17 protein-coding genes are annotated in these 12,420 nt (G+C 69.4%); all 17 read right to left on the reverse strand.

Annotation, left to right across the window (positions count from 1 at the left end):
• Positions 1–621 (reverse strand): outer membrane protein (locus PMI02_RS13270; RefSeq protein WP_007683456.1); only part of this gene is annotated, 621 nt, incomplete at its 3' end.
• A 188-nt stretch (positions 622–809) separates the two neighbouring features.
• Complete coding sequence (locus PMI02_RS13275) at positions 810–1,268, reverse strand: DUF2793 domain-containing protein (RefSeq protein ID WP_007683457.1); 459 nt, start codon at positions 1,266–1,268, stop codon at positions 810–812.
• Between the two features lie 20 nt (positions 1,269–1,288).
• Complete coding sequence (locus tag PMI02_RS13280; RefSeq protein WP_007683459.1) at positions 1,289–3,484, reverse strand: phage tail protein; 2,196 nt, start codon at positions 3,482–3,484, stop codon at positions 1,289–1,291.
• Between the two features lie 9 nt (positions 3,485–3,493).
• Entirely contained in the window at positions 3,494–3,901 is a 408-nt protein-coding gene (locus PMI02_RS13285) for a hypothetical protein (protein WP_007683461.1), read from the reverse strand.
• Entirely contained in the window at positions 3,898–4,722 is an 825-nt protein-coding gene (locus tag PMI02_RS13290; RefSeq protein ID WP_007683463.1) for a DUF2163 domain-containing protein, read from the reverse strand. Before PMI02_RS13290 ends, PMI02_RS13285 begins: the two co-directional genes overlap by 4 nt.
• Positions 4,719–7,052, reverse strand: coding sequence for a DUF2460 domain-containing protein (locus tag PMI02_RS13295; RefSeq protein ID WP_007683465.1), 2,334 nt, complete (start codon positions 7,050–7,052; stop codon positions 4,719–4,721). The genes PMI02_RS13290 and PMI02_RS13295 overlap by 4 nt, the downstream gene beginning before the upstream one ends.
• A gap of 11 nt (positions 7,053–7,063) precedes the next feature.
• Positions 7,064–7,630, reverse strand: a complete 567-nt coding sequence (locus tag PMI02_RS13300; protein WP_007683467.1) for a hypothetical protein — start codon at positions 7,628–7,630, stop codon at positions 7,064–7,066.
• A complete protein-coding gene (locus PMI02_RS13305; RefSeq protein WP_007683468.1) occupies positions 7,620–7,817 on the reverse strand; it encodes a phage tail assembly chaperone in 198 nt (65 codons plus the stop codon). Before PMI02_RS13305 ends, PMI02_RS13300 begins: the two co-directional genes overlap by 11 nt.
• Complete coding sequence (locus tag PMI02_RS13310) at positions 7,814–8,125, reverse strand: gene transfer agent family protein (RefSeq protein ID WP_007683469.1); 312 nt, start codon at positions 8,123–8,125, stop codon at positions 7,814–7,816. Before PMI02_RS13310 ends, PMI02_RS13305 begins: the two co-directional genes overlap by 4 nt.
• Positions 8,122–8,529, reverse strand: coding sequence for a phage major tail protein, TP901-1 family (locus tag PMI02_RS13315; protein ID WP_007683470.1), 408 nt, complete (start codon positions 8,527–8,529; stop codon positions 8,122–8,124). Before PMI02_RS13315 ends, PMI02_RS13310 begins: the two co-directional genes overlap by 4 nt.
• A 41-nt stretch (positions 8,530–8,570) precedes the next feature.
• Positions 8,571–8,960: a DUF3168 domain-containing protein gene (locus tag PMI02_RS13320; RefSeq protein ID WP_007683472.1), complete on the reverse strand. Its 390-nt coding sequence runs from the start codon at positions 8,958–8,960 to the stop codon at positions 8,571–8,573.
• Between the two features lie 3 nt (positions 8,961–8,963).
• The gene (locus PMI02_RS27140; protein WP_007683473.1) at positions 8,964–9,128 is read right to left on the reverse strand and encodes a hypothetical protein; all 165 of its coding nucleotides are present in this window, start codon (positions 9,126–9,128) and stop codon (positions 8,964–8,966) included.
• Positions 9,125–9,667, reverse strand: coding sequence for a hypothetical protein (locus PMI02_RS13325; protein WP_007683475.1), 543 nt, complete (start codon positions 9,665–9,667; stop codon positions 9,125–9,127). Before PMI02_RS13325 ends, PMI02_RS27140 begins: the two co-directional genes overlap by 4 nt.
• Positions 9,668–9,788: 121 nt before the next feature.
• Positions 9,789–10,928: a phage major capsid protein gene (locus tag PMI02_RS13330; protein WP_007683477.1), complete on the reverse strand. Its 1,140-nt coding sequence runs from the start codon at positions 10,926–10,928 to the stop codon at positions 9,789–9,791.
• Between the two features lie 58 nt (positions 10,929–10,986).
• Complete coding sequence (locus PMI02_RS13335) at positions 10,987–11,394, reverse strand: HK97 family phage prohead protease (RefSeq protein WP_007683478.1); 408 nt, start codon at positions 11,392–11,394, stop codon at positions 10,987–10,989.
• On the reverse strand, positions 11,391–11,699 hold the full coding sequence (locus PMI02_RS13340; protein ID WP_007683479.1) for a DUF6127 family protein: 309 nt from the start codon (positions 11,697–11,699) through the stop codon (positions 11,391–11,393). Before PMI02_RS13340 ends, PMI02_RS13335 begins: the two co-directional genes overlap by 4 nt.
• Positions 11,696–12,420 (reverse strand): phage portal protein (locus PMI02_RS13345; RefSeq protein WP_007683480.1); only part of this gene is annotated, 725 nt, incomplete at its 5' end. The genes PMI02_RS13340 and PMI02_RS13345, both read right to left, overlap by 4 nt.

Raw genomic sequence — 12,420 nt, forward strand, 5'->3', positions numbered from 1 at the left:
GGGCGGCGGCGGGGGCGGCGGCGGAGCTGCCGGTTCGCCGAAGTTGTACGCCAGCGTACCGAGCAGCGAGTGCGAGCGCCAGCGGGTGCTGATGCTGTCGCCGGCCGGCCCCACGAGGTCGACGTTGTCGACGTTCATGAAGCGGTACTTAAGACCCACGTCCCAGTGCGAGCTGAGCGGAGCGCGGATACCCGCGATCGCCTGCCAGGCGAAGCCGGTGTCCGAATCGTCGATCACGTCAGCGTGAACGCGACCCACGCCGGCGCCACCGCCGACAAAGCCCTGAAGGCCGTCGTCGGGACCGAAGTCGAGCAGGCCATTGACCATGAACGACAGGTTGCTGGCATCAGCGCCGCCAGAGTTCTTGATCGAAGCCTGGCGATAGCTGGCTTCGGTTTCAAGACGGAACGGACCGAAGTCGTAGCCAAGAACGGCGCCGCCGTCGAAGCCCTTGTTGAAGTCGATCGTGTCGGCATTGTTCACGCCATTGACGTCAACATCTGCGTCTTCGACGATCATTCCGCCGAAGTTGCCTTCAAGATACCATGAATCGTCGCGTGCGAACGCGGGCGTGGCAATGGCTGTCGAAGCCAGTGCCAGACCAATGACGAGTTTCCTCATACGTTTCCCCTACAGAGAGATTTGGAGCCACCGAGTGCGAGAGTGTCTAACCCCTCGGCAATCCGTGTGCAAGCGCACATTGAGCCTGACTGTTGCAAGAATGTCGCGATTTCGAGGGCTTGGGTGCCGCTTGCGACCTCGATGTCCGAAATCTCTGCCACCCCTAAGAACACCTGTTTTTGCACCCGTTACGCCGATGGGAGGATACCCAAGGCTTTAAGAGCCGAAACCAGATCATTGATCGCGGCTCGAGCCTCCCCATCAACACTCGTCCCTCCAAGTGGTTCCAACTGAAGCAAAGCTTTTCTCCAGAAACCGAAAAAAAGCATCTCGCAGCCTGCAGATAGGTCGAAAACGCGCATGCCGTTCTGCGGCGCCACGAAAATCCAGGCGTCGTCTCGGCGGAATGCGATTTCGTCTTGGTGCCCCGCCCACGAGCCGGTGGCATCGGTCGAGACGACCCACGCATCACCTTCTAAGGAATTTCCCGGAGGTGCTGCCGCTTGGCCCTTCACGGAGCAGTGAAGCAATGTGTCAGCGAGTGCGAAGGCTTCATTCACGAAGACTTCCTTCTGCGCCTGCCCGGCGTGGAGCAGCGGCAGGGCAAAGCGGGGTGTGGCGCTGGTGTAGGTCAACGGATCGGGCATGGGGAGCTCCTGTGGCCGGGTCAGGGAAGAGTGCAAAGCAGCAGGGGCGGCGAAAGCGCGTGAGTGCCCTGCTGGCGGACATGGATGGGGATGGCTGGGGCAAGTGCCGTCAGTTCGTCCCGAATCGCTGCGGTTATCTCGAGGCCGGGCGAAGGGGTCGTCCAACTCGCCAGCGGCGCATCGACCTGGCCAGCCGTGACCAGGTAGCTCTCCGCCTGCTCCGTGAGCGGCACATCAATGCCGTCGCGCCATGGCCATTTCCCGCGTGCGCGGCGGGTCCATGACAGCATCCAGGAGCCGTCGTTCGAGATCGTCCGGCGCGGATGGACGGGAGAAAGCGGACGCAAGGTAATACCATCCAGTAGGACAGCGGTTTCGACGGGCTCGTCGTCGCCTCGTCCCAGCGCGACCACGCGCCGGCCGGGGTCCGAACCCAGCGTCATCGTGTCCAGCGGAACGAGGCCCGCGCCCAGCAGGACGAAATCTTCGTCGGCATGGTGGGAACCGATGGCATTTTCGGTCCCGCCGCGCCCGCGCAGCAGTCCGCTCAGGCGCCAGTTGCCCCCGCCCATCGAAATCGCGTGGAGGAACTGAATGATTTCCTCCCCAACAAGCGCAAGATTGGCGCCCAGCGCGAGTTGCCCCGTATCGATCGAGGGAAGTTGCATGGCCGGATCGATCAGCGAGACGGTCAGTTCGGACGCGCGGTCCAGGAATAACGGGTTGGCGGTGCGCAGGACGGAGTGGACAGTGCCGATGACCGCCCGGGCGCGGCCGCTGGGACCGAGCGGCAGCAGTTGTCCGTCGCCCCGATCGGCATGGAGCGCCGCGCCGCGCCAGTTTGCGTTGTCGCCCGAGACGGCGGCGAAGCAGCGAGGACTGTCGGGTGTGCCTGTCGTGCCGTCGAAGGGCAGTTCGAATGCCACGAGCCGCGTCTGACCCGCGAGCCCATCGGTGGGCGCGTTGCCTCGTCCGGCGTCCGCGCCGAGAGCGGGCGGAACATCTGCACCAGCAGGAAGGGCGCGCTCAAGGGCGAGTTCGATGCCGCTTTCGCGCCACTCCCATTCGCGCACCCGCCACAGACCGGCAATGCCCGGCAGCTTGACCAGCGCGCCGGGGCCGACGGCCGGGTCCAGTTCGCTGATCCGCCAGGAAATGCGGTCGCGGGTCCAGTCGATGCGCCGCGCGGTGCTTTCGATGAGTGCGCGCGCGGTCGCGGCATCGAGCGCTGCGGGAAGGTCGATCGTGCCGGGTTCGCCTGGCGAGGGGCGGCCGCTCGCGCGCTGCACGCTCGCCTGATAGTCCCGGTCGAGGTCATAGTACCGAAGGATCGCCGGCGGCTGGCTGGAAGCGGGTGCGCGGTGGCGGGTAAACCCCGAGGCAGCGCCGAACTCGTCGTCCCCCACGGCGACCGCCGGTTCGGCGAGGGCGACGGCAGCGTCCTGCCGGCGCGCGCGCGCTATGACTAGCGTTTCCCCTGATGCGTCGATCTCGACCGGGGCAACCTGGGCCAGGGTTTCGATGTCGCCGGCGGGCGGGCCTTCGCTGGTATAGCCGGCCATGCCCGGCAGCGGCAACGAAGCGTCGATATCGTTCACCACTTCGCCGATGACGGCCTGGAGGTCGAGGCTCTCGTCGGCGATCACCTCGAAGGTCAGCGAGGGGATGCGGTTGTAGAATTCGGAAAGGTCGAGGTTCTCGAAGACGACGTAGGCGAGGCCGCGATAGGCCGGGCAGCGTTCCGTGCTTTCGGCTGCAGCGATCAGCGGATCGGGCGGCTGGTCGCCGGCCCCAGTGTGGATGCGCATCGTGCCCGAGACCTTTAGATCTTCCGCCTCGCCGCGCAGCAGCTTGCCGTCGGCCCAGATGCGCCCGATGCCCAGGATCGGGCGGCTGGCGAGGGCGACGGCGAAGTTGGCGGTGTAGCTGTAGGTGGTGAGCGCGGGCGCTCCCTTGCCGCCGCCCTGCGCTTCACTGTGTTCGACCAGGTCGGTCGCCCAGATGACCGAGCCGGCCACGCGCATGCGGCCGAAGTGCCGGGGGATCACCTGCCCGTAGGTCGAAGTGGTCACTGCCAGTTCCTTCAGCCGCGGGCCTTGCCGGCGGGAAGGGCCGAACAAGGCGGTATCTACCTGCCGGCCGACCAGCGAGCCGATGGCGCCGCCGACGGGACCGCCAAGCATCGTGCCGAGGCTGCTGAATACGAGGGTCGCCATGTCAGTTCCTCATCGATCGGGGGATTGGGATTTCAGGCGCCAGTGCGCGGCGATGGGCCATTCCGTCGGCAAAGGACCGAGGACCACCTTGCGCAGACCGGCGTGGGCATGGACTACCGAGCCAGCGTCGATCGCGATGGCGAGGTGGAACTGGCAATGCGACGGCCGAAGCATCAGAATGTCCCCGGGCAGGATCGCACCGCACGTCGGATGCAGGCCAAGCGCTTCGACAACCCCCGAGACACCGGGCATCTGGCGCATCCGCAGGGCATAACCGTTGGGAAGCGCATCGGGGCGACCTATCGCGGAGGCAAGCACACCTACGCAGTCCAGCCCGCTATGCGGATCACGGCCGTGGAGCCGGAACGGCGCGCCGACCAATCCGCGCGCGCGCGCGGCCAGTTCCTTGCCGGTCATGACGCCGGGCCGGGATAGCGGGTCAGCATGTCGTTGCCTGGCAGAAACGGCTCGCCCCGGAAGTTCACCGCATTGCGGAACCGGCTCGCGCAGGTGCCGAGCGTATGGTCGCATCCTTCGCGCAGGACCGCGCGAGTGCCGATGGGGATCGTCTCGTCGACCGGGATGTCGAGGACGAGGCCGCCGGTATCGCCCGGTCCCATCACACATCCGGTCATGCCTGCCTGCGGACCGCCGAGCCACCGAAGGGTCCCGCCTGCGTGCAGTGCCGCTTCGGGGGCGCCCTCGAAGATCACGGCGTTGGTTGCCGTGTCGATGGCGGCGAGACGCACCTCGCGCGTGAACTTCAGTGGGTTGAGGTTGCACCCCGGTCCGCAGAAGGCGGCGCGGCAGGCAGGGCTCGTGCGCGGTACGGGATCTCGCCAAAGCTCGGCCTTGCGAGACACGAGTTCGGCGGAGAACGCCCCGTCTTCCTCGGTGACCGTGCCTATCGTGCCGGCGTAGAGCATTTCGCGCTCGCCGGTTTCCCAATCGACCAGCCCGATACGGACCTGCGCTCCGTCGAAGCGGCCGGCGGCAAGGTCGTCGCCATCGATCGCCTCGTGCGTGATGGCACCGCGCACTTCGGCACTGTCGGGATCGAGGTCGGCGGACTTGCGGATCGAGCTGGGCACCATGCCCGGCGAGGCCCGGTGGAGCACGCCGTCGATCCAGATGTCGCGGTCGTGCGCAGTGAGGCCGAGCGTCACGCCGTCGCGGCGCAGGATGCGCCAGAACGTTGCGATGGTCTCGAGCGGCTCGGCGAACCAGGTCCTTGTCATGACGCCTCCCGGATTTCGACGATGGGCACGCTCGGCGCCTCTCCCGCAGCGAAGGCGGAGCCGGAGACTTCGAGCCGGTCCTCGGCAAAGCGGACCGGCACGTCGAACAGGAAGCCTGCGCGGACCACCGCGCCTGCCTCGGGCGCCTCGTCGAAGACGATCGTGCCGCCACCGCCCGGGGTCCAGTTCCCGACCTGCTGTGCGCCATCGATCGAAACACGTATCGTCGCCAGATCGGGCCGGGTGATCCGGCGCAGCTGGGCGTCGTCGCCGTCGCCATATCGCTTCACCAAGGGGAAGTCGGCGCGCAGGCCATCGCCGGTGCCGATGTGCTGGTCCAGCGGCGTGGGCGCGCCGGTCATGGCGTTGGAGCTGAAGTCGCTCGGATCGCGCAGGCGGAAGCCCCGCGCCGGGCCGCGGCGGGCGCGGTAGAAGGCGATGAGTTCACCCAGTTCCGCCTCCGAGCGGACGCCGGGACCTACGTCGAAGCGCAGGCGCGCGTTCGACCACAGGCTGTTGCGGCGCTCGAAGCCGGAGGCGGTGACCGACACGCTGGTCGAGAATTCGGGAACAACGGTCGCATCGCGGCCGAGGGCGAGGGGGTAGAGCACGTCGTCGAAGGCCTGCATGGGGTCAGCTCCTGGTCGGTCAGGGAGGCGCACGTATCCGTCGCGCGCGACTTGCGGCAGCGCCCACACGACGATCTCGTGGGGGGTGCGGGCGCGCACCTCGTCGATGCCCGCGTCGATGCGGCGCCACTGGTCGCGTTGCTCGGGCGCAAGGACGAAGCCGGCGAGATAGTCCTGCTCGTGCGCCGGGTAGCCGAGGCGGGCGTCGATTTCGGCGTGGGCTGCGCGCCTGAGGCCATCCGCGCCGGCGGTGAGCCAGTCGTAATCCTCGACCTGCAAGCGGTCGAACGCGGGCGCGGCCCAGCCTAGCGGCAGGTTGGCGCGCTTCAGTTCCGGCATGTCCGGCGCGAGCAGGGTGGGGGTGAAGACCAGCGCAAGCGCCTCCACCGGCGCCGGGGCAGCGGCGGCACGGACGGCGGAAACGAGATCGGCGGTGGAGTGCGCCAGCAATGCGCCGGCCTGGTCGAGCAGGGCCTTCTGCGCCGCGTTCATCGGCGTGCGCATGTCGGGGATGGCGACGGGCGATCCCCCGAAGGCTGCGGCGGCGGCCGGATCATAGAGGCAGATCCGCCCATCGCCGAAGGTCCACCACCACGGCTCGCCCACCTGGAAGCGGACGGGCGCGCCGACCTCGGCCATGAGCGCCGCGAACTCGCCCGCGACCGACTGCAGCCACGCCATCGCTTCGCCGTTCGCGGGTGAGAGGAGCGTCGAGGGCGGATCCCAACCGGTGAGCGCGGGGTTGCCGTCGAGGTCGCGCTGCTTCCATGCGGACGGGCAGTTCTGGTCGAGCAGTTCGTAGGACAGCGAAGCGACCGGGCTGAAACCTTGTGCCACGCATTCGGCGAAGAAGGCGCGGTGCCAGGCGCGGGTCGGAGTGTTGAGGGGATCGCCGGAAGCCCCGGCCAGGAATGCGCCGGCGTCTCCCGCGAGCCGGAAGTAATGGCTCATGCCCAGGTAGTGGACGACCGATCCGCGATAGCCGAGCTGGCGCACATTGCGCAGCAGGCGTGCAGGCGTCTGCACGCACTGGTCGTCGTAGCCGGTGGCGATGGCGAGGCCGTTCACGGGCACCATGACGTCGCCGATCTCGAGCATCGCGCGGGCGCCGTCGGTGGTTATGTCGCTCATCTCGATCCAGCCCTCTGCCTCAGCGGTAAGGGGGGACGCACTGGCACCGTCGTAGCCGGGCGGGGCGAAGGAGATGAACATCCGCTCGATCGCGCCGGGCCAGACGCGGTCGGCGTCGGAGAGTGAGAAGCCGCCGTCGAGCTTCGCGAAGTCGAGGCCGATCACGGCATCCTCGCCCGACCCTTCCGCGTAGTTCCAGAGCCGCACGTACCACGTCCGGGCCGCGCCCGACTGGTCCTTGCCCTCGATCGTCAGCGTCGGACCGTTGACGGCGTCGAGCGGGACGATGCCGGAGGAGCGCCAGCGGAAGCGCAGCGAGGTATGCGAATAGTCGCGGTCGGTGCGGTAGGCGAGGAGCGGGTGATCGAGCCGGTCCTCGCTCTCCCAGATCAGCCCGCCGAGGTCCGCCTTGCGCAGGAACGAGGCTTCGACGCGCAGGGAATCGGGGCCGGTCGACACCACCGTCGCCACCATCGGGCGCGGGAAGTTGACGGTCCAGAAGCGCGGGTCGAAGCGCATGATCCAGTCGCTGGCCTGACCTTCGCGACGGCTTGCGAGCCAGAATGCCATGGTCTGTCCCCTCAGTACGTCAGCGCGCGGCGCACCGCGCTCGCGACCTGGCGCGAGGAGCGTTGCAGCGACTGCGGCATGCTGGCGCCGCGCGGGGAGGTGACGTTGATCGCCACGCGCACGTCGCGTGATGCCGATCCGCCGCCGGTCTCGATGCGCCCGGCGGAGGTTGGCACGAACAGCTCCGGCCCGCGCTCGCCCACGACATAGCCGCGTCCGGGCGAGACATTGCCGCCGGTGGCGCGGCCCGGCAGGCCGAGAACGCTGGAGAACAGCCCGGACAGGTCCAGCCCGCCCGCGGCGCCGCTCCCGCCGCCCAGCACCGCGGAGGCCAACGCCTGCGCGGCCTGCCCGGCGATCGCGTCGAGCGCGGACGAGGCGGTGCGCTTCAGGTCGTCGAAGCCGAGATTGCCCTTGCGGATCGCGCCGGAAAGTCCACGTTCCAGCGCGTCGCCGGCGCGGGTGAAGCCGGAGACGAGGTCCCCGTCCACCGCGCCGCGCATCTGCGCGATATCGCGCGTGAAGCCATCGGTGCTGGCGCGCACTTCCACCAGCAGGCTGTCGATTTCATCGTCCATTGTCGTGCTCCATCAGGCGCTTCAAGGCCTGCCGGTCGAGGCCGGGGTCGGCGGCTCCGGGCGCCAGCAGGCCCAGTGAGGTGGCGAGTTCGGCGGGTGTCGCGGCCCAGAATTCGTGCGGACGCCAGCCCAGCGATCGGGCGGCCAGACCGCACAGCGCGAGGGCGGTCGGGGCAAACCGGCTCAAGGCGCACCTTTCAGGATCTGCGCGAGCAGGGTGCGCAAGGGGGCGGCGCAGGCGGCAAGGCCCTGCGCGACGACCGCTTCCCCCACCGCCTCGCGGGTGAGATCGTCGCTATCGGCGAGGCAGTGCCAGAACAGCGCTGCCATCTCGGTCAGCTTCAACCCGCCCGATCCGGCACGCTCGACCAGAGCGAACAGGGGGCCGAGTTCCTCCTCTGCAGCGACCAGCGCGGTGAAGCTGGGCCGCAGCAGGCGGGGGGTGCCCGCGATCGGCAGGCTGGCCTCGCCGCGCAGGGGGTTGGCGAGGATCATGCCGGCAGGACCTGGCCCGAGCTTTCGAGCTGGAGCGTGTAGTTGCGCTCGCCGTTGAAATCGCCGGCATAGTCGAGCCGCTGGACGAGGAATTTCCCGCGCAGCTTCTCGCCGTCCTCGAAGCTCAGCTCGTAGTCGTCGAGCGTGCCGGCCATGGCGTTGGCGCGCACTTTCGCCTCGGCCGTGCTGCCGAGGAAGATGCCCGCCGCGCTCACCGAGACCGAGCGCACGCCAGCCCCCGACAGCAGCTCGCGCCAGCCGCCGCTGTCCTTGGAGGTGACGACCACGGCGTCGCCGGTCACCGACATCTGCGTGGTGCGCAGCCCGGCGACGGTCTGGTAGGTGGCGGGCGTGCCGCCGCCGGAAATCTTGAGGAGGAAGGCGCTGCCTTTCTGGGCGGTCATGGTTCGAGCTCCTTGGTTGGGATCTGGCGAGGGGCGAAGGGTCAGGCCGCCATCAGGCGGAAGCGGTATTCGAGCAGGATCGCGCGGCGGCTCTCGCCCCGCTGCTCGGCGCGGGCGCGCAGGAACTGGATCGCGGCGACCTGGAGCGGACCCTGCGTGCGCGGCAGGCTCTCCACCCGCGCCTCGATCGCGGCGACGAGGTCGGCGGCGGTGTCGGGCCGGTCTCCCCGGCAGTGGAGTTCGAGAGCGACGCGCACCTCGCGGCCCGGCGCGGTCTTGCAGCTCCAGTCGGTGCTGGCGCTGGAGGCGATGGCGAGCCACGGCAGGCTGGTGCTCGACGGCGCTTCCTCGACCACAGCGTTGAGCCCTGAGGCGAGCACAGGATCGGCGGCGAGCCAGGCGATCAGGGCGGCGCGCAGCGGCAGTTCCATGACTTATCCTTTCGCGAAAAGCGGCCATACGAGGCCGGGGCGGCGCCAGCGGCTCTCGTCCTTGTGGGAGGCCAGCACGCGGTCGGCGGTGCGGGCGACGGCCAGTTTGCCGGCGCGGGCGGCGAGCCGTTCGGCAAGGGCACCGAAGGCGATCTCGGCCCGGATCATGCGAGGCGCAGCCGGCGCCAGGGACGCCACAGCGCCGCAACCGATGCGGGGGGAAGCGGCCCGGCGCCGCCGCTCTCCCGCTCGCGGTGCTGGTGGGCGGCGAGGCGGACGACGCCGTGGCGCAGCGATTCGGGCAGCGCGTCCCAGTCTGCGGCGAGACCGGCGGTGAACCGCACCGCGACGCGGGCGACGGTTCCCGGCAGTCGCAGTTTGCCGGCGCCGTCGGCGTCGAGGTCGGCCTCCCAGCTAGCGGGGGCAAGCGCGGTGCGGGTGCCGTCGGCGGCGAGGGTGTCCACCGCAGCAATCGCCTGTACCGGGCGTGTCGCCAGCTTTTGCCAACAGCCCTGGGCGTCGATCACCTCTTCGCACGCAGCCTCCAGAGGCATGGCGCCGATGAATGCCTCGCAAGTGTCGAGCGCGGTGGCGAGGAGGCTGGCGAGCGGCGCGTCGTCGATGGCGGTGGTGATGCCGAGCCACTGCTTGAGCTCGGCGAGCGCCGATGACGGCAGGACGGCCGGCGTAAGGATGACCCGGTTCATGGGTATCTCCGAAAAGTTGGGAAGAGGCCCACGCGCCGCCCCGGCTGGGCGGGGCGACGGTGGGAAAGGTTGCCCGCGCCGCCGCAAGGGGAACGGCGGCGCGGGCCTCGACCGGCTGGGGTCAGGTCGAGATCTTGAGCAGCTTGATCGCGTCGGAATCGAGCACCTGCCCGCCGATCCGCTTGGTCGCGTAGAAGTGGACGAAGGGCTTGTTGGTGAACGGATCGCGCAGGATCGACGTCGCCGAGCGTTCGGCGATCAGGTAGCCGGCGCGGAAGTTGCCGAAGGCGATCGGCAGCGTGCCGGCGGCGAGGTCCGGCATGTCCTCGGCCTCGACCACGGGGTAGCCGAGCAGACGGTTGGGCTGGCCTTCCATCAGGCCCGGCTGCCACAGGAACGAGCCGTCCGAGGCCTTGAGCTTGCGCACCACCGCGAGCGTCTTCGAGTTCATCACCCAGCTGGCGCCCTGGCGGTGGCCCGCCTTGAGCGAGTGGACGAGGTCGATCAGCTTCAGCTCGGGCGAGACGTCGAAGCCGGTCGCGTTGCCCGAGACGAGGTGCTGCAGCGTGCCGAAGGTACGCGCCGAATCCAGCGCCGTGCTGGTGGGAGTGTTCAGGAAACCGCGCGGCTGGTTGGTGCCGGAGCCGCTGACGAAGGCCGCGCCCTCGGCCCGGGCGAACTCCATCGCGATCTCGTTCGCCAGCCAGGACTGGACGTCGAACGCAGCGTCGTCGAGCATGGCCTGGCTTGCGGCCGGGTTGGCGTAGAGCTCGCCCGAGGGCGGGGCGATCTCGGCGAAGCTGGGCGTGGCGGTTTCGGGGCGCGCAGTGGTCTCGCTGACCCAGCCGGACGCGGTGCCGCCGGTGGTCACCAGCTTGCGGTAGCCCGCCGTGCCGGTCTGGACGACCTGCGCGATCGAGCGGATCGGGCTGATGTTCTTGAGGCGCGCCGAGATCAGCGCATCGATCTCACGCGGGACGGCAAAGCCGCCGTCCGCCGAGACCGCGCCGGAGAGCGACTTCAGCTCGGTCTCGCGGCCCGAGCGGAGGTAACCCTGAACGAAGCTCTTGACCTCGAGGCTGCTGCTGACCGGCGCACCCTCGATCAGCGGGCGGACGGCGGCACGGCCGACGCGGTCGAGCCGCGCCTTGACGTCGTCGACGTCGCCGCGAAGCGCCTCGACGGCGGCTTCGGTGGCATCCTGGCGGGTGACCAGATCGAACGAGGCGTCCAGCGCCTCGACGGGGAGAGTGGATTCCATGGGGCATTCACCTTTCGTTGGTGGGGAACAGGGTGGAGAGAAGGGGGCGCCAACACGGTCAGGCGATGAGGTGGACCCGCGAGCCGTGCTGCATCGGGTGGGTGACGAGGCTGACTTCGAAGAGGTCGACGTCGAGCAGTTCGCGGCCCGCCTCGGTGCGGCGGCTGGACCGGGCGCGGTATCCGAACGACAGGCCGGTGACGGTGCCGCGCTTGAGGGCCAGGCCCGCCGCGCCGAAGGGGTTGTCGATCACCGCGACGACACGAAGGCCGCGCGCGTCCTCGGCGACGGTCTCGACCCAGCCGATGCGAAGGTCGGCGCGGTGCTGCCAGAACAGCGGGATCGGGTCGCCGCGCTCGGCCAGGGTGCGGGCGAAGGCGCCGGGGCGGATGACGTCGCGGCAGGCGTCGGGCTTGCCGAACAGGGCGGCGTAGCCGGCGAAGCGCAAGGGTGCCGGCGCGCTCATCGCAGCAGCCCCGTGGCGCCCAGGCGCACCGCGATGCCGAGCATCAGCAGGGCGAGCGCCCCGCGCACCGCCCAGCCCACCACGGCCGACCGGGCGCTCGACTTGGCATCGCGCCAGGCGCGGAGCAGTTCGCGCAGCTCGCCCATGTCCTGCGGTGCAGTCTCGTCGTCGAGGCCGATGCGAGCGAGCATGCGGCGCGCGCCCAGCTCGCTGGCTTCCTCGACGATGGCGCGCAGGGTGACGAGATCGCCGGTTTGCGAGGCAGCCTGGGCAAGCAGGCCCGCCAGCATGTCGTTGGAGTTCATGATTTGTTCTCCTTGTTATCCATCCGGTCGGGCAGGCCCAGCAGGGCGCGCTTCTCGTCCGCGTCGAGGAAGTCGGCTGCGCTTACCTGCGCCCACAGGCGCTCGCGGTCCTCGGCAAGCGCGGGCACTCGGTCGAGGTCGATCGCCAGCGCCGGGTCCGGGAACCAGGGCGCCAGGCCCTCGCCGATGGCGGCAAGGATCTTGGAAGCGAGCGGCAGCAGCGTCAGGCGCCACAGCGCGCGGTTGGCCTCGCGGTAGTTGTTGTATGTCGCGTCGCCCGGCAGCCCGAGCAGCATCGGCGGCACCCCGAAGGCGAGCGCGACGTCGCGCGCGGCGGCGGCCTTGAGGGTGGCGAAATCCATGTCGGCGGGCGTCATCGCCATCGCCTGCCATTTCAGCCCGCCTTCCAGCAGCATCGGGCGCCCGGCGTTGGCCATGCCCGAATAGGCGGTGGTCAGCTCGGTCTTGAGCCGGTCGAACTGGTCGCCGGTCAGGCCGACGCCGTCGCCGTTCTCGTAAACGAGGGCGCCGGAGGGCCGCGCCGCGTTCTCGAGCAGCTGGCGGTTCCAGGTGGAGGCGGCGTTGTGCGTGGCGATCGCCTCGTCGGCGGCGCAGAGGCAGCCGGCGCCGTAATGGTCGTCGCTGGGATGGAAGTTGCGGATGTGGATGAGGTTGGGCGAGGCGTCCTCGTCAAGCGCCGGGATCGACAGGCGGGGGCCCG

The organism is Novosphingobium sp. AP12 (assembly GCF_000281975.1).
Classification (GTDB): Bacteria; Pseudomonadota; Alphaproteobacteria; order Sphingomonadales; family Sphingomonadaceae; genus Novosphingobium.

What these genes read in the sequence shown, in the direction of transcription:
- PMI02_RS13315 (WP_007683470.1), bottom strand. Translation starts at nt 8,529, where the DNA reads ATGACCGCCCAGAAAGGCAGCGCCTTCCTCCTCAAGATTTCCGGCGGC.
- PMI02_RS13335 (WP_007683478.1), bottom strand. Translation starts at nt 11,394, where the DNA reads ATGAGCGCGCCGGCACCCTTGCGCTTCGCCGGCTACGCCGCCCTGTTC.
- PMI02_RS13310 (WP_007683469.1), bottom strand. Translation starts at nt 8,125, where the DNA reads ATGATCCTCGCCAACCCCCTGCGCGGCGAGGCCAGCCTGCCGATCGCG.
- PMI02_RS13290 (WP_007683463.1), bottom strand. Translation starts at nt 4,722, where the DNA reads ATGACAAGGACCTGGTTCGCCGAGCCGCTCGAGACCATCGCAACGTTC.
- PMI02_RS13330 (WP_007683477.1), bottom strand. Translation starts at nt 10,928, where the DNA reads ATGGAATCCACTCTCCCCGTCGAGGCGCTGGACGCCTCGTTCGATCTG.
- PMI02_RS13300 (WP_007683467.1), bottom strand. Translation starts at nt 7,630, where the DNA reads ATGGACGATGAAATCGACAGCCTGCTGGTGGAAGTGCGCGCCAGCACC.
- PMI02_RS13325 (WP_007683475.1), bottom strand. Translation starts at nt 9,667, where the DNA reads ATGAACCGGGTCATCCTTACGCCGGCCGTCCTGCCGTCATCGGCGCTC.
- PMI02_RS13295 (WP_007683465.1), bottom strand. Translation starts at nt 7,052, where the DNA reads ATGGCATTCTGGCTCGCAAGCCGTCGCGAAGGTCAGGCCAGCGACTGG.
- PMI02_RS13320 (WP_007683472.1), bottom strand. Translation starts at nt 8,960, where the DNA reads ATGGAACTGCCGCTGCGCGCCGCCCTGATCGCCTGGCTCGCCGCCGAT.
- PMI02_RS13340 (WP_007683479.1), bottom strand. Translation starts at nt 11,699, where the DNA reads ATGAACTCCAACGACATGCTGGCGGGCCTGCTTGCCCAGGCTGCCTCG.
- PMI02_RS13285 (WP_007683461.1), bottom strand. Translation starts at nt 3,901, where the DNA reads ATGACCGGCAAGGAACTGGCCGCGCGCGCGCGCGGATTGGTCGGCGCG.
- PMI02_RS13280 (WP_007683459.1), bottom strand. Translation starts at nt 3,484, where the DNA reads ATGGCGACCCTCGTATTCAGCAGCCTCGGCACGATGCTTGGCGGTCCC.
- PMI02_RS27140 (WP_007683473.1), bottom strand. Translation starts at nt 9,128, where the DNA reads ATGATCCGGGCCGAGATCGCCTTCGGTGCCCTTGCCGAACGGCTCGCC.
- PMI02_RS13275 (WP_007683457.1), bottom strand. Translation starts at nt 1,268, where the DNA reads ATGCCCGATCCGTTGACCTACACCAGCGCCACACCCCGCTTTGCCCTG.